The 19,062-nt window shown below is 39.7% G+C and carries 17 protein-coding genes and 1 riboswitch; of the genes, 14 read left to right on the plus strand and 3 right to left on the minus strand.

The features are described 5' to 3' along the window. Positions 1–13: 13 nt before the first annotated feature. From AB1H92_RS01100 to AB1H92_RS01120, 5 genes are read left to right on the plus strand one after another with little or no spacing between them, the layout of a single operon-like run. Positions 14–889: an acetaldehyde dehydrogenase (acetylating) gene (locus tag AB1H92_RS01100; protein ID WP_115359766.1), complete on the plus strand. Its 876-nt coding sequence runs from the start codon at positions 14–16 to the stop codon at positions 887–889. A gap of 24 nt (positions 890–913) precedes the next feature. Further along, positions 914–1,927 carry a 4-hydroxy-2-oxovalerate aldolase gene (gene dmpG / locus AB1H92_RS01105; RefSeq protein WP_115359767.1) on the plus strand — a complete coding sequence of 338 codons (1,014 nt, stop codon included), beginning with the start codon at positions 914–916 and terminating at the stop codon, positions 1,925–1,927. 26 nt (positions 1,928–1,953) lie between these two features. Then, positions 1,954–2,751: a 2-keto-4-pentenoate hydratase gene (locus AB1H92_RS01110; protein WP_115359768.1), complete on the plus strand. Its 798-nt coding sequence runs from the start codon at positions 1,954–1,956 to the stop codon at positions 2,749–2,751. 26 nt (positions 2,752–2,777) lie between these two features. Then, positions 2,778–2,984, plus strand: a complete 207-nt coding sequence (locus AB1H92_RS01115) for a 2-hydroxymuconate tautomerase (protein ID WP_115359769.1) — start codon at positions 2,778–2,780, stop codon at positions 2,982–2,984. Between the two features lies 1 nt (position 2,985). Further along, entirely contained in the window at positions 2,986–4,464 is a 1,479-nt protein-coding gene (locus AB1H92_RS01120) for an aldehyde dehydrogenase (RefSeq protein WP_370475229.1), read from the plus strand. 96 nt (positions 4,465–4,560) lie between these two features. On the opposite strand, the gene AB1H92_RS01125 is transcribed toward AB1H92_RS01120, so the two are convergent. Then, positions 4,561–5,043, minus strand: a complete 483-nt coding sequence (locus tag AB1H92_RS01125; RefSeq protein ID WP_115359770.1) for a QueT transporter family protein — start codon at positions 5,041–5,043, stop codon at positions 4,561–4,563. A 6-nt stretch (positions 5,044–5,049) separates the two neighbouring features. Then, a riboswitch (PreQ1 riboswitch) is annotated at positions 5,050–5,094 on the minus strand. A gap of 319 nt (positions 5,095–5,413) precedes the next feature. On the opposite strand from AB1H92_RS01125, the gene bioD reads away from it, so the two are divergent. The 9 genes from bioD to AB1H92_RS01170 all read left to right on the plus strand — a co-directional run bounded on the left by bioD (position 5,414) and on the right by AB1H92_RS01170 (position 17,381). Further along, entirely contained in the window at positions 5,414–6,145 is a 732-nt protein-coding gene (gene bioD, locus AB1H92_RS01130) for a dethiobiotin synthase (RefSeq protein WP_115359771.1), read from the plus strand. Next, on the plus strand, positions 6,123–7,496 hold the full coding sequence (gene bioA, locus AB1H92_RS01135) for an adenosylmethionine--8-amino-7-oxononanoate transaminase (RefSeq protein ID WP_115359772.1): 1,374 nt from the start codon (positions 6,123–6,125) through the stop codon (positions 7,494–7,496). The genes bioD and bioA overlap by 23 nt, the downstream gene beginning before the upstream one ends. Positions 7,497–7,838: 342 nt before the next feature. Beyond that, complete coding sequence (locus tag AB1H92_RS01140; RefSeq protein WP_115359773.1) at positions 7,839–9,242, plus strand: cytochrome ubiquinol oxidase subunit I; 1,404 nt, start codon at positions 7,839–7,841, stop codon at positions 9,240–9,242. Next, positions 9,229–10,242 (plus strand): cytochrome d ubiquinol oxidase subunit II, encoded by a 1,014-nt coding sequence (cydB, locus tag AB1H92_RS01145; RefSeq protein ID WP_115359774.1) that lies wholly within the window; start codon positions 9,229–9,231, stop codon positions 10,240–10,242. The genes AB1H92_RS01140 and cydB overlap by 14 nt, the downstream gene beginning before the upstream one ends. Next, positions 10,242–11,960, plus strand: a complete 1,719-nt coding sequence (gene cydD / locus AB1H92_RS01150; RefSeq protein ID WP_115359775.1) for a thiol reductant ABC exporter subunit CydD — start codon at positions 10,242–10,244, stop codon at positions 11,958–11,960. The genes cydB and cydD overlap by 1 nt, the downstream gene beginning before the upstream one ends. Beyond that, complete coding sequence (gene cydC / locus AB1H92_RS01155; RefSeq protein WP_115359776.1) at positions 11,957–13,684, plus strand: thiol reductant ABC exporter subunit CydC; 1,728 nt, start codon at positions 11,957–11,959, stop codon at positions 13,682–13,684. The genes cydD and cydC overlap by 4 nt, the downstream gene beginning before the upstream one ends. Positions 13,685–13,826: 142 nt before the next feature. Further along, positions 13,827–15,563 (plus strand): ABC transporter ATP-binding protein, encoded by a 1,737-nt coding sequence (locus tag AB1H92_RS01160; protein WP_115359777.1) that lies wholly within the window; start codon positions 13,827–13,829, stop codon positions 15,561–15,563. A 409-nt stretch (positions 15,564–15,972) separates the two neighbouring features. After that, a complete protein-coding gene (locus AB1H92_RS01165; protein WP_243835619.1) occupies positions 15,973–16,872 on the plus strand; it encodes a DMT family transporter in 900 nt (299 codons plus the stop codon). 128 nt (positions 16,873–17,000) lie between these two features. Continuing rightward, the gene (locus AB1H92_RS01170; protein ID WP_115359779.1) at positions 17,001–17,381 is read left to right on the plus strand and encodes a DUF4181 domain-containing protein; all 381 of its coding nucleotides are present in this window, start codon (positions 17,001–17,003) and stop codon (positions 17,379–17,381) included. Between the two features lie 137 nt (positions 17,382–17,518). Here AB1H92_RS01170 and AB1H92_RS01175 read toward each other — a convergent pair whose 3' ends face one another. Beyond that, positions 17,519–18,094: a hypothetical protein gene (locus tag AB1H92_RS01175; RefSeq protein ID WP_115359780.1), complete on the minus strand. Its 576-nt coding sequence runs from the start codon at positions 18,092–18,094 to the stop codon at positions 17,519–17,521. Further along, entirely contained in the window at positions 18,091–18,957 is an 867-nt protein-coding gene (locus tag AB1H92_RS01180) for a hypothetical protein (RefSeq protein ID WP_115359781.1), read from the minus strand. Before AB1H92_RS01180 ends, AB1H92_RS01175 begins: the two co-directional genes overlap by 4 nt. Between the last annotated feature and the right edge of the window lie 105 nt (positions 18,958–19,062).

Below are 19,062 nucleotides of genomic sequence, written 5' to 3' on the forward strand. Positions count from 1 at the left end.
AGGGGGTTGAAGAATGAAAAAATACAAAGTTGGTATTATCGGCTCAGGAAATATTGGCACTGATTTAATGTATAAAATCGAACGAAGCCCTTATTTAGAAATGAGTGTCATGGTCGGAATTGACCCGGCATCTGAAGGGCTCAAGCTTGCAAAAGAGCGTGGTTATCAAACTTTTGATAATGGTATAGATGGACTTATGGAAAATCCAAATCTATTTGATATTGTTTTTGATGCAACAAGTGCGAAAGCGCATTTACGTCATGCCGAGTTATTACAATCAATTGATAAAAAGTTGATTGATTTAACGCCTGCAGCAATTGGACCATTTGTTGTGCCAACTGCAAACCTCGATGAACACTTAAATGCTGTCAACATTAATATGGTCACTTGCGGTGGACAAGCGACGATTCCAATCGTTCACGCGATTAGCAAAGTGGCTTCCGTAGAGTACGCTGAAATTGTCGCCACCGTTTCAAGTAAAAGTGCTGGACCAGGTACACGCGCCAATATTGATGAATTTACACGGACGACGTCAAATGCGATTGAGGTAATTGGCCGTGCGAAAAAAGGAAAAGCTATTATTATTTTAAACCCGGCTGAACCGCCGATTATTATGCGTGACACAATCAATGTGCTCGTTGATGAAGAAGGAAAAGAAGAAGCAATTATTGCCTCTATTAAAGAAACAGTTGAAGCCGTTCAAACTTATGTACCGGGCTATCGTTTACGCGGAGAGCCAATTTTTAATGGTAAACAAGTAACTGTTTTTATTGAAGTTGAAGGAGCGGGAGATTATTTCCCGAAGTACTCAGGAAATCTAGATATTATGACCGCTGCGGCGACAAAAGTTGCGGATGAAATTGCTAAAAAGCAGTTAGCTTTAGTATAAAAATTTAGAGGCGGGGTGCTAGTTATGAAACGGGATCTACATATTGTGGACGTTACGTTAAGAGATGGAAGTCACGCTGTCAGGCACTCATTTACAGAACAGCAAGTGCGTGATGTAGCAAAAGGATTAGATCAAGCTGGCATTGAATATTTCGAAGTATCGCACGGCGATGGACTGGGCGGTTCTTCTTTACAATATGGTTTTTCAGCAGTGAATGAATTGAAGTTAATTGAGGCAGCGTCAGATGTTTGCAGTCAAGCAAAAGCAGCTGTCCTTTTGGTGCCGGGAATCGGAACGAAAGATGACCTTGAAGATGCAGTAAAAGCCGGTGCGAAAATGGTTCGGGTTGCGACACATGTCACAGAAGCAGACGTTGCAAAACAACATATTGAACTCGGAAGAAACCTTGGCTTAAAAACGGTCGGCTTTCTAATGATGGCGCATATGGCACCGCCTGAAAAAATTGTAGAACAGGCAAAATTGTTTGAAAGTTACGGAGCTGAAATTGTTTATGTAACTGATTCGGCAGGTGCGCTTTTACCGCATGAAGTAACAGAACGTGTATCAGCACTTAAAGAAAACTTATCCTGTGAAATCGGGTTCCATGCGCATAATAACTTATCACTCGCGACCGCAAACACGATGGCGGCGGTCGAAGCAGGCGCAACTTATATTGACGGCAGTTTACGCTGCTTAGGTGCTGGCAGCGGGAATGCACAAACGGAAGTGCTGACTGCAGTCTTTGATCGACTTGGCTATAAGACTGGCGTAGACCTTTATCCAATTATGGATGTCGCAAACGACGTTGTTGCAAAGTTAATGCCAAGACCTCAAGAAGTAACAAAAGCAAGTTTAATTATGGGGTATTCAGGCGTGTATTCAAGCTTCTTATTATTTGCGCAAGAAGCTGCCAAGAAATTCAATGTCGATGAACGCGACATATTGGTTGAACTTGGCAAAATGCAAGCAGTTGGTGGCCAAGAAGATTTAATTACTGAAGTGGCAAGAGAACTAGCAAATCAACAACTGACAGTTTAACTAATAATACGAGAAGGTGATATATCTTGAAGGCTGTAGAAGTGGATGTAATTCAAAAGATTGCAACGGACTTATTCGAAGCAGAAAGAAATGCAACAGAAGTAGATAAATTTGTCGATCAATATCCAGAGTTAGACGTGGAACTAGGCTATGACATTCAAGAAGCTCTAATTGAGAAAAAATGCAAAGAAGAAAACACCAAGATTTCAGGACGTAAATTGGGATTAACGAGTAAAGCAAAGCAAGAAATGATGGGTGTTCACGAACCTTCCTACGGCGTACTACTTGAAAATATGCAGTTAAATGAAGGAGAGCCAATTTCAATAGCGCCGCTTATTCATCCGAAAATCGAACCGGAAATTGCATTTATCTTTAATAAAGAAGTAAAAGGACCAAGCATCTCAGTAACTGATATTTTAGATGCAACTGCATACATTGCACCTGCGATGGAAATTATCGATAGCCGATATCGTAATTTTAACTTTACATTGCCAGATGTCATCGCGGATAACTCATCATCGTCCAGATACATTTTTGGTGAGAAGTTATACAAGGTCGAAGATGTAGATTTGCGTTTAATGGGGATGGTCTTTAAGAAAAACGGAGAAATTATTGCAACAAGCGCTGGGGCAGCTGTAATGGGACACCCTGCAAGAGCAGTAGCTTGGATGGCAAATAAATTAGTCGAAAGAGGGCAAACGATAAAGCCCGGTGAAATCGTATTAAGCGGTGCGTTATCTGAAGCATTTACGATTGAACCAGGTGATCATTTTTCAGTATCTTTTGATGGGATTGGCTCATTGGAAGCATCATTTACTGAATAAATCGATACAAGAAGGGGGAATAGACGATGCCTTTTATTCAAATTAATATGTTAGAAGGGCGTTCTGCCGATAAAAAAGAGCGTCTTATACGAGAGGTTACGGATGTTGTAGCGGAAGTCTTAGAGGCACCGGAAGAAAATGTTCGTATTATGATTCAAGAAATGAAAGCTGAACATTGGGGTATTGCTGGTGAATCTGTGAAAAAAAGAAGTCAACTGAAAGTTGAGGGATGAAATGATGAGCACTACAAGTACAAAATTAAAAGAAGTAAAACTATATATCGATGGAGAATATGTGGAATCAAGCAGTAATTCTTTATTCGAAGTGAAAAATCCAGCAACTCAAGAGGTTATTGCGAAAGTACATGAGGCTTCCTATGAGGATGTCGACCGCGCATGTAATGCTGCAAGACGTGCTTTTGAAGAAGGGCCATGGCGCACGATGACGCTTAGTGAGCGTTCTGCTAAGATACGTAGAATGGCAGAAATTATTCTGGAACGGAAAGAAGAAATAGCCCGATTGGAAGCAGAAGACGTTGGAAAACCGTATCCAGTTGCGCTAGAAAGGGAAATCCCGCGTGCAGCACATAATTTAAAGTTCTTTGCAGATTTTATGGAGCAAAAAGCGAACGAGTCTTATCCTATGGACGATGAATACTTAAATTACACACGTTATGAACCGCTAGGCGTTGCTTCATTAATTACGCCATGGAATTTGCCATTCATGCTGACGACTTGGAAATTAGGTCCGTGTTTAGCTGCCGGAAATACAGCGGTCATTAAGCCTGCGGAAACGACGCCGCTCACAGTATCCTTACTTGGTGAAATAGCAAAGGAAGCCGGTATTCCGGACGGTGTCGTAAACGTAATACATGGGTTTGGTCCTGGGTCTGCAGGAGAATATATGACGACTCACCCGGAAGTAGATTTAATTTCCTTTACAGGTGAAACTTCAACAGGGAAAGCCATTATGAAAAATGGGGCCGCAACATTAAAGAAAGTTTCATTTGAATTAGGCGGTAAAGCAGCAAATATTGTTTTTGAGGATGCCAATTTAGAGAAGGCAATCCCCATCTCTATCCAAGCCGCTTTCATGAACTCCGGTCAAGTTTGTCTAGCGGGATCAAGAATTTTAGTGCAACGTTCAATTTTCGATGAGTTTGTTGACAAATTTAAACAAGCTGCCTCAGAGTTGAAGGTAGGGGATCCACAGGAAGCGGGCACAGATATGGGGCCTGTTGTAAGTGAAGAGCATTATAAAAAAGTGACAAGTTACTTGAAAATTGCTGAAGAAGAAAACTCGACGTTGGTATATGGCGGAAAGCGACCAAATCTTCCAGAACACTTAAAGAATGGATACTATTTAGAACCAACGATTTATATCCAAGAAAATCCGAATGCACGAATTAGCCAAGAAGAAATATTCGGACCGATCGTTACATTAATTCCTTTTGATACGGAAGAAGAAGCGCTTGAAATTGCAAACAATACTGATTACGGTTTAAATGGCGTGATTTGGACAGATAACCTCCAAAGAGCACATCGTGTTTCGCATCATGTTCGTGCGGGAACAATTTGGGTCAATTGCTGGTTTGTCCGGGATCTCCGCGTTCCATTCGGCGGATTTAAAAAGAGCGGTGTTGGTCGTGAGGGTGGAAGCAACAGTATTGAGTTTTTCACTGAAGCTAAAAATATTTGTATCGCATTAAAGTAGCTTTGAGGAATGTTTAATTACATTCATTCAATATTTTTATTATAAAAAGCACCTTGTTTAGTTGAGCACTTCAACTAGACAGGGTGCTTAATTAAGTTAAACGAGTTCTTTAAAATTCAAGCGCTTATTTAATGAAATCATAATCGGAATTCCGATGGTCATAACAACAATTTCGCCAATCGCGACTGTTAGCCAGCCAATCCAAAATGGTACGCCGAATACGATTTGTAACTCAATTGCAATTAAGAAAGAAAAAATTGCAAACATCGCAATGTTAAAAATCATGCGTTGTGTAATGTCTGTAATAAACTTGGCAGAAAGAATGGTTGCGAGTAGCGCAAGTACAGACATACCAACCCCGAAAACGAGGTCAATCATACCAAGTGGCGAAAATAAATTGGCAACGAAAACGCCAACCACAACGCCGAAAAAGTATTTCTTGTTGAACACAACAAGATGATTAAATATTTCTGAGATCCGAAATTGGATACTCGAAAATGCTAGTGGCGCAATTAATAAGGACACTGCGACATATAAAGCGGCAATAATACCGTTTATTGCTAAAGATTTACCTCTCATATTCCTATCTCCTTAGTTTTTTATCGTGGGATGGTTTCGAACCACGTAAAGCAAACCCGTGTTTTGTGGGATTTGCATGGACTATTATAGCTTATTTGCACGGCTTTTGTAATATGAAATCGTGAAGTTATACTTTTGCAAAAGTTATAAGTACATGCTCTATTCGCCCGCAGAAGGAAATGCCTAGAGTCACTAGATTTCAGCATTTCAATATATGTTTCAAACCGCATTCATGCAGCTAATGATGCATATAAAGCCATACTTAAACTTCTAGTTCCACACTTATCGCACTCTTCAGAATTGGATTGTAATCTAGCTGAAGTTGTGTTAACTTAAATGTAAATGTGGTTAACGTAAGTGGAGGGATAGAATGGCTGGCTTTTTTATTTGCGGTACGGATACCGATGTTGGAAAGACTGTGGCAACGGTCTTACTTGGTCAAGCATTAATTGACAACGGGTTAACAATCGACTTTTACAAACCAGTCCAAAGTGGAGGGGAGTCTATCGATGGACAACTCATCGCACCAGATGTCGAACGGTATAAGGCTGTTCTTGAAACAGAGACAGAGAAAAGATATACATATTTATTCGAAAAACCAAGTTCTCCACATTATGCAGCGGCGATTGAAGGGAAATCGATTGATGTAGTTGAACTTGAAAGGCAATTAAAACGAAGAGCTTCTAGCACGAAGCATTTATTAGTTGAGGGAGCGGGAGGGTTATACGTTCCGTTAAACAATGAAGGGTATTGTGTGCTTGATCTCATACAAGCGGGTCAATTACCGGCAGTTATCGTTGCGAGGACAGGCGTTGGAACCATCAACCATACGATTTTAACGATAGAAGCATTAAGAAGTCGCGGGATTACCATTGCGGGGATTGTATTTTCAAATACGAATAACGACGAAAAAGCAATTAAGGAAGATAATATCAAGATGATCAAAAAACTTACGAACTTACCGATTATCGGGACCATTCCTTTTACAGAACATATGGAAGAGAAACTTTTAGATCAAAGTTTTCGGTCATCAATCGTTAGCAAATGGAACATTGAAAGTTTGAAAGAGGGGGATAAATATGCAAACAGTACAGTTGGATGAATTGCAAGCGGAACAGTTATACGAATTAGGCAATAAACATATGTGGCTACCTTTTACACAGATGAAAGATTATGAAGAAAACCCACTGATCATTGCGAGTGGTGAAGGCGTTAGAGTGAAGGACATCCACGAGAAAGAATATTTGGATGCATATTCTTCTCTCTGGTTGAACGTGCATGGTCATCGTAAAGAGGAAATTAACGAAGCAATTAAGAATCAGCTTGACTCAATCGCCCATTCGACTTTACTCGGTGCAATGAATATTCCTTCTATTAAACTTGCAGCAAGGTTAATTGAAATTGCTCCAAAATCGTTATCACGTGTATTTTATTCCGACAGTGGTGCAACATCAGTCGAAATTGCCATTAAAATGGCTTATCAATATTGGCAAAACGAAGGAAATAAAAAGAAAACAAAATTTGTGGCACTTAGTAATGGATACCATGGCGATACGGTTGGAGCCATGAGTGTCGGCGCAATAGACTTGTATCACCGAATGTACAGTAAATTAATGTTTGCATCTTATACAATTCCTTTTCCTTCTGCTTATCATCATCCAACAGGAAATGGAGACATTGCGAAAGAGGAATCTTTGCAAGCAGTACGAGAATTATTTGAAGAGAAAAGTGATGAAATTGCAGGCGTATTTGTCGAGTCCATGGTACAAGGTGCTGGTGGTATGAACTTGATGCCTCCGGGCTATTTAAAAGGACTGGAAAAACTTTGCCGGGAATTTGATGTTTTTCTTATTGTAGATGAGGTGGCCACAGGTTTTGGCCGTACCGGAAAAATGTTCGCAGTTGAACATGAAGGCGTACAACCAGATATTATGACAATTGCCAAAGGAATTACAGGTGGGTACTTACCAATTGCGGCAACATTGACAAGTGAACGTATTTATAATGCTTTCTACGCCGATTATTCGGAGATGAAAACATTCTTCCATGGGCATTCATATACTGGAAATCAACTAGGTTGTGCTGCGGCACTCGCAAACTTAGATATTTTTGAACGTGAAAACTTAGTAGATGAAGCTTCCCAAAAGTCTTCCTATATAAGTGAAAAGCTAGAACAAATTATTGCGCTTCCACATGTTGGTGACGTACGGCAACTGGGTCTAATTTGTGGGATTGAACTGGTAGAGGAAAAAGCAACGAAAAAAGCATTTCCTGCAGAAAAACGAGTGGCTTATCAAGCGACAATTCGCATGAGAGAAAAAGGGTTGCTCACTCGTCCACTAGGTGATGTCATTGTCTTTATGCCGCCGCTTGCTGCGTCCTATAGTGAGCTAGACGAGATGCTTTCAATTATAAAAGATGCGATTGAAGAAATCTCAAGTTTACATCCGTAATTAAGGGTAATTGATATTTTGCAAGAAGCATTGTGATAATCACAATGCTTCTTTTTGTGCTGTCATTTGCAGGTTTATCGGCGAATCTTTGTAAATAAAGGGTGCTGAAATCTGTATCATTATTACGCCTGGAGCTACTATAACAGAATGATTTTTCGGAAAATAACTGCGAGGAATATAATGGATACAATGTGTATATTTTGTGAAGAAAATGAAACGGTAACAAAATTGTCATCATACAGCGTTAATAATATTGTAACAAAACTGTGTTCGTTTGTTCACAAAGATTTCTTGTTCCCTCGATATACTATAGAGACATAGAAACTTGGAGGGGTGCTCTTTATGGATGCATTAATGCTGGCACGGATTCAATTTGCTTCCACAACATTGTTTCACTTTATATTTGTTCCTTTATCTATTGGGCTAGCTTTATTAATTGCGATTATGCAGACGATGTATGTCTTTAAAAAAGATGAAATCTATTTAAAGATGACGAAGTTCTGGAGTATCTTCTTTCTAATTAATTTTGCTATCGGTGTCGTAACTGGAATTTTTCAAGAGTTTCAGTTTGGTATGAACTGGTCAACTTATTCTCGCTTTGTCGGTGATATATTTGGTGCGCCACTAGCATTGGAAGCACTATTAGCTTTCTTTTTAGAAGCGACATTTATTGGTTTATGGATTTTTGGACGTGATAAGCTGCCGGAGAAAGTTCATTTAGCTTGTATTTGGCTCGTTTCAATTGGAACGATGCTCTCGGCTTTCTGGATAATGGCCGCAAACTCGTTTATGCACAACCCTGTTGGGTTTGTTTTGCAAAATGGGCGTGCAGAAATGAATGACTTTCTAGCCCTGCTGAAAAATGAAAAGCTATGGGTTGCATTCCCTCATACTGTTTTAGGCAGTTTTGCAACGGGTGCGTTCTTTGTGATTGGTGTAAGTGCCTGGTACATTTACAAAAAAAGAGACGTTGATTTCTTTAAACGGTCCATCAATATTGCTTTGGTTGTCGGATTACTTTCTGGACTAGGCATTGCTTTTACAGGTCATGCGCAGGCAACGTACTTAATGCATGCTCAACCAATGAAAATGGCGGCAGCTGAAGGTTTATGGGAAGACAGTGGAGACCCAGCGGCCTGGACTTTGGTTACAAGCATAGATGTAGAAAATAAAACGAGTTCAAATCGAATTGATATTCCTTACTTATTAAGTTATTTAGCTTATGGAAAATTTAGTGGAAAAGTCGAAGGGATGAACACTTTACAAGAAAAGTATGTATTGAAATACGGGGACGGTAATTACGTTCCACCGGTTAAAACAACTTTTTGGAGTTTCCGAATTATGGCTGGAACTGGCGGCGTTTTAATTGTATTAAGTGCAATCGGGTTATTTTTATCGTTTAGAAAGAAATTGGAAACCAGTACTAAGTATTTAAAGTTCATGGTTCCTGTCATATTTCTACCTTTTATCGGGAATTCTTTTGGTTGGATCATGTCTGAAATTGGGCGTCAGCCATGGGTGGTAAACGGTTTAATGAAAACAGCGGATGCCGTTTCGCCAAACGTATCGGCTGGGAAAGTTTTATTCTCATTAATTACTTTTTCGACCATTTATTTAATTCTTGGCCTCGTGATGGTCTACTTGTTCGTTAGGGTGATAAAACAAGGACCTCATGAAAAAGTAAAAGAGGACGTATCGACTTCCGATCCTTTTGAGACAGGAGAGATGCAAAATGCTACTAAGTGAGCTTTGGTTTCTATTAATTGGTGTCCTCTTCGTTGGGTTCATGTTTCTAGAAGGGTTTGACTTTGGCGTTGGTATGAGTACAAGGTTTCTGGCGAAGAATGACTTGGATCGACGGATGCTCATTCAAACGATTGGGCCAACTTGGGCAGCGAACGAAGTATGGCTTGTTACGGCTGTAGGGGCGATGTTTGCGGCTTTTCCTCACTGGTATGCTACTTTATTAAGCGGCTATTATATGCCTGTGATTGTCTTGTTGCTAGCGTTAATTGCAAGAGGCGTGTCTTTTGAATTTAGGGATAGAGTTGAATCAGAAAAATGGGTGAAAACATGGGATTGGTCGATTTTTATCGGCAGCATTTTCCCTCCGTTTATACTAGGTTTGACATTTGCGAGTTTAATTAAAGGGTTACCAATTGATGCAGATATGAATATGTATGCAGGGTTCTTTGATATTGTGAACACCTATACAGTGGTAGGCGGGCTTACTTTTGTCGCATTATCTTATTTGCATGGTTTAACGTTTATTTCATTAAAGACAGATGGGAGCCTTCGTACGAGAGCTCGTAAAGAAGCGCAGAAATGGTATGCGATTACTGGTGGACTTGTCTTTTGGTTTGTCATCTTAACCGTTTTTTATACAGAGGCATTCTCTGCAAAAGGACCTATTTTAATTCCATTATATATTTTAGTTGGAATACTATATGGTGCCCTAATGCTTCTATTACGCAATAAGAAAGAAGGATTTAGTTTTACAGTTACAGGAATTATTCTGATTATGATCACTGCATCATTTTTTATCGCGCTATTTCCAAATGTGATGATTAGTTCGTTAGACATTGCTCACAATATAACAATTTACGAGGCGGTGTCTGGGGATTATTCTCTTCGGATTATGACAATTGTCGCAGCGACGATGATTCCAGTTGTTCTCGGGTATACATTTTGGACCTATTACGTATTCCGTAAACGTGTGTCTAAAAAGGAGAATCTCAACTACTAATGGATAAAAATCTGTTTCATTATAAAGGTAGTAAACCAGTGATGGCGCTGATTGGACTTTTAACGTTCGGTCAGGCAGTTGCGATTATCTTTCAAGCATTATATTTATCGAAAGCAATTACAGGGATGTTTCAAGGGGCTGCTTGGTCGGCAGTCTTTCCCTCGCTTTTAATCTTTCTTGTGGCGCATATTTTGCGCCACTTTTTGCAATGGGGAAGAGAACGAATTGCTTACCGATTTGCGGATCGTACAGCGCTAACATTGCAAGAGTCGCTAATGAAGAAGGTATTTGACCTAGGACCAAGAAGTGTTGGTCGACATGGTTCGGGCAATATTATCACCTTAGTGTTAGAAGGAATTCCTCAATTTAAAACATATTTACAGTTGTTTATTCCTCGATTAATGTCTATGGGAATTATTCCGTTTGTGATATTTATCTATATTTTTACAGTAGATCGACTGTCAGGTATCATTCTGGCAGTTGTATTGCCGATTCTCATTGCCTTTTTAATCTTGCTTGGTTTTGCGGCACAAAAGCAAATGGACGCTCAAATGGATACGTACAGACTGTTATCACGTCATTTTGTTGATTCACTACGGGGTCTTGTCACTTTGAAATATTTAGGGCAGAGTAAATCACACCAAAAAGCGATTGAAAATGTGAGCAACAAATACCGGATTGCAACAAATCGAACGTTGCGCGTTGCATTTTTATCTACATTTGCACTCGATTTCTTTACGAGTATGTCGATTGCGATTATTGCAGTAGAGCTTGGTGTACGTTTAATTAATGGGAATATTGGGCTGGAGGCAGCGCTCGCCATTCTTATATTAGCGCCGGATTATTTCTCACCTGTCCGCGAGCTCGGGAATGACTATCACGCGACGATGGATGGTAAAGAAGCGGGCGAACAAATTCGTGGTTTGTTAGCGGAAAAAGCAATCGCTCAAAAGAATTTGCCATCTACATCGACATGGACAGAAGATCGTCAGTTAACTTTCCATGAAATCGGAATGAAATCAGAAGAACGAGACATTTTACGAAATATTAATTTTACGGTTAAAGGTTATCAGAAGATTGGCATCGTCGGCATGTCGGGTGCAGGAAAATCTTCTTTGATTGATTTATTGTCCGGATTTACGCAACCGACATCGGGAAAGATTTCGATAGATGACGCTGAATACAACCATCTTACGTTACCAGATTGGCAAGACCAATTGACGTATATTCCACAGCATCCTACGATTTTTTCGGGAACAGTTGCAGACAATATTCGTTTTTATGAACCAGGTGCGACGCGTGAAGAAGTAGTCCGCGCGGCAAAATTAGCAGGCCTTGAAGTATTAGTTAGTCATTTCCCGAATGGTTTTGACGAGAAAATTGGGCAAGCAGGTCGAACATTAAGTGGCGGGGAAGAGCAACGTATTGCACTTGCACGGTCGTTATTGCAAAACCGCTCGATTCTTTTGCTCGATGAACCGACAGCCCATTTAGATATTGAGACGGAACATGAAATTAAAGAGACGATGTTACCGTTATTAGAAAATAAATTAGTGTTTTTTGCTACGCACCGTTTACATTGGATGAAAGATATGGATCTTATTTTTGTCATTGAGGATGGTCAAATTATTGAAACGGGGACACATGAAGAACTCGAGAATAAATCTGGTGCATATGACAAGTTAATTCAGGCACATAGAAGGGGAATGATAGGATGAAATTATTTCAAACGTATATCGTCCCGTATCTTAAAAAATATAAGAAGGCGATGATCGCGACCATTCTTTTAGGTGCATTAGCTGTCTTATCGGGTGCCATGTTAACATTTTCTTCGGGATATTTGATATCAAGAGCTTCTGAAATGCCGGAGACAATCTTACTTCTTTATATTCCTATCGTTTTGGTTCGTACGTTTGGTTTATCCCGTGCGGTCAGTCACTATTTGGAGCGGTTGGCAGGTCATAACGCTGTCCTTAAAATCTTATCGGAAATGCGCGTAAAATTATACGGCATGCTTGAACCGCAAGCGTTATTGATACGTGCTCGCTTTCAAACGGGAGATTTACTTGGGACATTAGCGGATGATATTGAACATTTACAAGACGTTTATATTCGGACAATATTCCCAACGGTTGTGGGGCTCTGTTTATTCGTTTATGCCACCGTGATGTTAGCGCTTTTTGATTGGCTTTTTGCAATTTGGATCGCGTTTTGTTTAAGTGTTATTGTATTCTTTTATCCGATGATTTCCTTATATACATTAAAAAAACATCAGCGCGATGCGAAAAGGAAGCGCGGCCATTTATATCGGACTTTGACAGACGCTGTATTTGGAATTAGTGACTGGTTAATTAGTGGAAGGAAAGAGCGTTTTATTGATGGTTTTATGAAAGATAGTGTATCCAGTCATAAAATGGAAAGTAAATTAGCTTACTGGAATCAATCGCGCGGTTTCCAATTGCAAGTCATATCAGGGGTAATTTTATTAATGGTTGGTATTTGGGCAGGGAATATGGCTGTTCAAGGGGAAGTTGTTCCTGCTTATATTGCGGCGTTTACATTAGTTACGTTGCCGATTTTAGAAGGGCTTATCCCACTTTCGCATGCGATTGAACGGATTCCAGCTTACGGAGAATCCTTGCAACGAATTGAATCGATTCAACAGTTTGTGCCAAAAGAGGAAATCAGTCGAGGAAATGTGCAGACAACTAGGGAAGCGGATATATCGCTTCAGAACTTATCTTATCGCTATGAAGGTGAGCAAGCCAATGCACTTCACCAAATTTCGTTAGCGATTCCTCATGGTCGAAAACTTGCTTTACTTGGAAAAAGCGGTGCTGGAAAATCAACTTTAATTCAATTACTGCAAAGCGCCATACAGCCAACCTCAGGTCATGTGCGCATTAATGAACATGCGCCAGTCGAATATGGTGAACAAATTTACGACGTAGTTGGCGTCTTAAATCAAAAACCGTATTTATTTGCGACGACAGTGGAAAACAATATTCGTTTAGGCAATCAACAAGCGACAAAAGAAGAAATAGAAGCAGTGGTTAAGCAAGTAAGATTGGACGAATATATTAACTCCCTGCCTAATGGTTTACAAACACAAATGGAAGAAACAGGGCAACGTTTTTCTGGCGGTGAACGTCAGCGAATTGCACTTGCAAGAATCTTATTAAAGGACACGCCGATTGTGATCTTAGATGAACCGACAATCGGATTAGATCCATTTATCGAAAATGAATTGGTTGAGACGATTATGACGAGTTTACAAGACAAAACTGTTATTTGGATTACGCATCATTTAACAGGTATCGAACGAATGGATCAAGTGTTATTTTTAGATAAAGGGCAGATTGCGATACAAGGCACGCATGAAGAATTGATGCGTACAAATGAACGTTATCAACAATTGTATAAGCTTGACCGTGGAGATTAATTAAAGGAGAGCCAAAATGGTTTGTTTGTAGACGACCATTTTAGCTCTTTTTATTATGTCTCGATCTTTTTAAATGTAGTATTTCACTGTGGTAAAATAGGGATATTGTAAAATCGAATGTAAGCGTGAGGAGATTAGTTATATGGAGAATACACAAACGGGTTTAAAGCCTTTTATTAAGTTGATTTTATCGACGAAAATACCGAAAAACGCATTAATTATCGGGATGGTTGGAAGTATATTAACGACACTTGCGGGATTAGTGGTTCCAATTCTTACGAAAAACTTGGTGGATGGTTTTTCCGTAGCCTCTATAAGCTTCCCTTTGCTTATCGCGATTGGGATTGCCTTTGTTGTTCAAGCAATCATTAGTGGAATCTCAATTTATTTACTCGCGGCGGTTGGCCAGAAAATCGTCGCAAGTCTGCGGGAAAGAATGTGGTTAAAACTCGTTCGTTTACCCGTCGGTTATTATGACCAAAATTCAAGTGGTGAAACAGTAAGCCGTGTTGTCAATGATACGAGTGTCGTGAAAGATTTAATTACTGACCATTTCCCGCAGTTTATTGCAGGCATTATTTCGATTATTGGTGCTGTCACGTTGCTGTTAATTATGGATTGGAAGATGACACTACTCATGCTCATCGCAGTGCCAGTCACTTTAGCGATTATGATTCCGCTTGGCAAGCGCATGGCGAAAATTTCTAGAGGGCTGCAAGATGAGACTGCAACGTTTACTGGAAACGTTCAACAAACGCTTAGTGAAATTCGTTTGATGAAAGCATCTACAGCGGAAAAAGATGAAGAAGCAAAAGGGTTGTCAGGCATTGAGAAGCTTTTAGGATTTGGATTAAAAGAGGCGCGTGTTTTTGCACTGATTGCCCCGTTAATGCAGTTTGTTATTATGCTCGTCATTGTTGTGATTATTGCGTACGGCGGCATGCGTGTCGCAAGCGGAGAGATGTCAACAGGAACACTAGTCGCATTTCTGTTATATTTATTCCAAATCATTATGCCAATTACGACGTTTGCGATGTTCTTTACGCAATTGCAAAAAGCGAAAGGGGCAACGGAGCGTATTATTGACGTATTGAATGTTCCTTTAGAGAGTGGACAAAATGGCAATGAAATAGATATTGCGAATCAGCCAATTGAAGTATCGAATATTTCTTTTTCATACACAGAAGACGAACCAGTGATTGATGGGATTTCATTCCGCGCAAATCCTGGGGAAATGATTGCTTTTGCCGGACCGAGTGGGGGAGGAAAAACGACTGTATTTGGTTTACTGGAACGCTTTTATGAACCATCAGCTGGGGAAATTAAAGTGGGCGATACGCCGATTCCAGATATTTCAATCCAGTCATGGCGAAGTCAAATCGGATATGTCGCGCAGGAAAGTGCGATGATGGCGGGAACAATTCGTGAAAATTTAACGTATGGTTTGGAAAATCGTGACGCGATTTCAGATGAACGACTATGGGAAGTTGCTGAAATGGCTTACGCGGATCAGTTTATTAAAGAGTTTTCGAATGGTTTAGATACAGAAGTTGGCGAACGAGGCGTGAAACTTTCAGGTGGGCAAAGACAAAGAATTGCTATTGCTCGGGCGTTTTTAAGAGATCCAAAACTTTTAATGATGGACGAAGCGACCGCAAGTTTGGACAGTCAATCTGAGAGTGTCGTTCAGCGAGCGTTGGGTCGCCTTATGGAAGGCCGTACAACATTTGTCATTGCACACCGTTTATCGACAATTGTGCATGCTGACCAAATTATTTTTATTGAAAAAGGCCGGATTACGGGAAGAGGCACGCATGAAGAACTAACGCAATCACATCCGCTCTACCGTGAATTTGCAGCACAGCAGTTGACTGAGTAACATGAAAATCGCTTTACGGAAATATTTCTGTAGAGCGATTTTTTTATCCACATTTTAGGAAGGCAACTTTCATTTGCAAATAAGTTATCAACGTTTTATTTGTGAATATCTACGTTCAAGAAATTCTATCCAGATTAATTCCGATTTCATCAACACTTCTTGTTTATAAAATCGGTAAATTGTTAGCAGTCTGAATATCTTTTTAAATAAATATTGAATTCATTCACATACTCCCCATTTTTATTAACAAATGGATTGTTGGACGGCAATTCTTTGTTAATTTCCACAGGGTTACTCACATATGTTCAAGTCATGGATTCTATCGTCTATACTTATCAACAATATTCGAAGGTGCCGACATTCCCTCGTTAGAAATATGGTATCTTTACCATATAGAGAAAAGAGGGGGATGGCATTGTCGCAGCGCGTTGCATTTTTATTTGTACTGTTTGGCGCGATTCTTTGGGGGACGACGGGAACGGCGCAAACGTTTATGCCGCAAACGATTCACCCGTTAGGCGTAGGGGCGTCTCGTTTAGCAGTTGGCGGATTTACATTACTAATTGTTTTACTTATTATGCGTAAGATTACTTTTCATAAATGGCCATGGAGGCCGACAATTTACGCCGCCATTTCAATGGCGGTGTTCCAGTACTTATTTTTCACCTCCGTCAGATTAACTGGCGTTGCGATTGGGACGGTTGTCACAATTGGCAGCGCGCCGGTGTTTTCTGGCGTGATTGAATGGGTGATTGCGAAACGTCGCCCGACACGTGTTTGGGCTTCAGCTACTTTTCTAGCGATTATCGGTTGTGGATTATTGTTTATAAATAAAGAAGGGATCGTCGTCAACCCGATTGGCGTTATCATGTCACTTTGCGCGGGTTCTTTATTCGCGATCTACACTCTTGTGAATAAGGAAGTACTTGACTCTGTTCCAGCCGTTCCCGCAGTTGCGGTGATTTTTTCAATAAGTGCATTGATGCTTTTTCCATTTTTATTTATTTTTGAAACGGAAGGGCTGTTTACAGGCAGAGGCATTGCTGTTGTTTTATTTCTAGGATTTGCGACTACGAGTATTGCTTATATTTTATTTTCAACAGGACTGAAGTATATTCCATCTTCCTCAGCGGTCACTTTGTCGCTTGCAGAGCCACTTACAGCTGCATTATTTAGTGTCATCGTTGTTGGGGAAAGGTTATCCGCTACTTCATGGACAGGGGTTGGGTTATTACTTGGCGGCATTCTTGTACTTACGCTTAGCGGAAGGCGGAAAGAGGTTAAATTTAGCGAGTTTGCAGGTGAATAAAGGAACTCTTTCTTTTATCGCGAATCTATAAGGTAGAAGAATTTGATTTATATTCGCCACATTGATGATGAACTGGAAAATCCACTATATGATGAGTCAGCTGAGTCTGATTAATAAGAAGGGGAGATATGATGCAAACGCTTATCGTCCTTGGAGTTATCTATTTAGTCCTCGTTTTGGGTACTGATTATTATTTGAAGAAAACTTATCAAATTGATCGAAAGAAGAATACGCTGGATAAGAAACCAAGGTATTTACAATTTACTTTATTGTCCATTGTTTTCGTAGTGTATATTGTCACCGCAATTTATATGATTATCGTGCTGGAAGAATTCAATACACTTCTGATTGTCCTGCCGTTTTTGCTTGCCGTCACACTGATTCGCGGCATCTTTCAAAGAATATATAATCGGCTAGAAAAAATATGGATTCTAGAATACAATCAGGCTGTTTGGATAGTCGCTTTGTATTTATTTATATTGTTTTTCTATCCGTTTTCATTTGGTTGAGAAACAAAAGTTAATGATACAGTCTAGTTGTACGTAAAAACGATGTTGTAGGCTTAGAAATCCTCAACATCGTTTTGTTTAAACCGGTAGCATTGTTCACTGCCTAATTAGCCTCCGACTCAATTGACTGCAAAACTTTAGGCTAGATTTTCTTCATTCACTTGATCCTTATGAGAAAGTGTCTCAGGAACCTCACGCCTAACAGCACGCAGCAAAATAAGGAAAATAACATCCATGATGAGTGTAATGAACATGAAAATCAATATAAACATCATCCAATTTTCTTCCGCTAGATTTGGAGTGAAGGTTGAAGCCGCGAGAAAAACCAGATGAAGGATGATATAAATCTTAAAAGTATTGTGTGTTCGTTTGATCAACATTGGACTGCCGTATTCCGCAACAATTTCCGTTAACAACTGAAAAATGAAATAGACAACAATCAGTTGAAGCATCATGAGTAATATCGAATAGGCATTCATTAAAATATGGGTTTGCTCATGAACGTTCACAAAAATCGTAGGAAACGTAATAAAAATCATCGCTGTTGCAAAAGCATGTGCTTTTTGTGCGGTAGGATAACGTTTATACAATTTATTACACCCAGCCGCGATCATGAAATAACCAAGCGGCTCTGGAAGAATGTCGATGCCAAATTCAATTCGTATGAACACGAATAAATAGCCCCAAAATATTAAGTTCATTGCTTTTTTCAATTGGCTTCCTCCCACCGTTGAATGATTTCACGAACGTCTTTTTTCTCCAAATAAAGTGGCTGACTATATAACGGACTGTCTTCTGTGAATGAAATTCCAGATGCTGTCGTGCCGGAAAGTGTAAGAGATGACTGGATAGAACCGAAAAAGCGTGGCGAAATAGCCCAGTAAATATATAGATTGTCGCCTTTATTCATCTCAATTGGGAGTTCTAGTTCATCTAAATGGATACCCGGCATGTCTTGATCACTTTTCATCGAAGATGCGCCATGCTGATTTGTTACAGTAGCAGAATCGATTTTAACTGTAATATATTTTTGGAATGACTCATTGACATCTATTGAAATTGACTCAATTGTAAGGTCCTCTTCAGCTTCATACCAGTTCATTGACCAGTCATTTCCGCCTGAACCGCCTAAAGGAGTAAGTACATGATTGACCAGCCTGTTAGGGCGAAGTGTTACCTCTCCTATAGAGGGGGTAAGCATTTTGCCGTCATCAAATAACACAACAGCTGTATCTGATGTTAAAGGTTCATCTAAGTTAGTTTCGATATCAAAAGGATCCATTTGGATATGAACTTGCCGTAAAGAATGGTGAGGAAACGTTTGAATAGGTTCTGCCGACTCATTTTCTAGTGCATATCCACGCATACCATTTAAATTGATTGAAGAAACAACTGAAGTATCATTGGTGTTTGTTAAATAATAAAAAGTTAAAGTACTACCTTCATATACAACGGTGTCGATTGCATGTTCCAAAAAGATGGGTTCTTGAAGTTGTTTGGATTGGGCATATAATGTATTCACAATCCAACTTCCGCTAATGAATAATAAAGCAACCCAAAATAATCGACCGTTCATACAGACCCTCCTTTTTTAAGTGAATTACCCCATTATAACAAGTTCCCTTCATAACAACTATGCATTTCTTAAGAATTTCTTCATAATTAAGGTGAACGAATGTTA

The sequence above is a fragment of the Sporosarcina pasteurii genome (assembly GCF_041295575.1).
GTDB classification, from domain to species: domain Bacteria; phylum Bacillota; class Bacilli; order Bacillales_A; family Planococcaceae; genus Sporosarcina; species Sporosarcina pasteurii.

Excerpts from the sequence above, each read along its gene's own strand:
- cydD (WP_115359775.1), top strand. The coding sequence starts at position 10,242 with ATGGATAAAAATCTGTTTCATTATAAAGGTAGTAAACCAGTGATGGCG.
- AB1H92_RS01140 (WP_115359773.1), top strand. The coding sequence starts at position 7,839 with ATGGATGCATTAATGCTGGCACGGATTCAATTTGCTTCCACAACATTG.
- cydC (WP_115359776.1), top strand. The coding sequence starts at position 11,957 with ATGAAATTATTTCAAACGTATATCGTCCCGTATCTTAAAAAATATAAG.
- dmpG (WP_115359767.1), top strand. The coding sequence starts at position 914 with ATGAAACGGGATCTACATATTGTGGACGTTACGTTAAGAGATGGAAGT.
- AB1H92_RS01165 (WP_243835619.1), top strand. The coding sequence starts at position 15,973 with ATGGCATTGTCGCAGCGCGTTGCATTTTTATTTGTACTGTTTGGCGCG.
- AB1H92_RS01170 (WP_115359779.1), top strand. The coding sequence starts at position 17,001 with ATGATGCAAACGCTTATCGTCCTTGGAGTTATCTATTTAGTCCTCGTT.
- cydB (WP_115359774.1), top strand. The coding sequence starts at position 9,229 with ATGCTACTAAGTGAGCTTTGGTTTCTATTAATTGGTGTCCTCTTCGTT.
- AB1H92_RS01160 (WP_115359777.1), top strand. The coding sequence starts at position 13,827 with ATGGAGAATACACAAACGGGTTTAAAGCCTTTTATTAAGTTGATTTTA.
- bioD (WP_115359771.1), top strand. The coding sequence starts at position 5,414 with ATGGCTGGCTTTTTTATTTGCGGTACGGATACCGATGTTGGAAAGACT.
- AB1H92_RS01125 (WP_115359770.1), bottom strand. The coding sequence starts at position 5,043 with ATGAGAGGTAAATCTTTAGCAATAAACGGTATTATTGCCGCTTTATAT.
- AB1H92_RS01120 (WP_370475229.1), top strand. The coding sequence starts at position 2,986 with ATGATGAGCACTACAAGTACAAAATTAAAAGAAGTAAAACTATATATC.
- AB1H92_RS01180 (WP_115359781.1), bottom strand. The coding sequence starts at position 18,957 with ATGAACGGTCGATTATTTTGGGTTGCTTTATTATTCATTAGCGGAAGT.
- AB1H92_RS01115 (WP_115359769.1), top strand. The coding sequence starts at position 2,778 with ATGCCTTTTATTCAAATTAATATGTTAGAAGGGCGTTCTGCCGATAAA.
- AB1H92_RS01100 (WP_115359766.1), top strand. The coding sequence starts at position 14 with ATGAAAAAATACAAAGTTGGTATTATCGGCTCAGGAAATATTGGCACT.
- bioA (WP_115359772.1), top strand. The coding sequence starts at position 6,123 with ATGCAAACAGTACAGTTGGATGAATTGCAAGCGGAACAGTTATACGAA.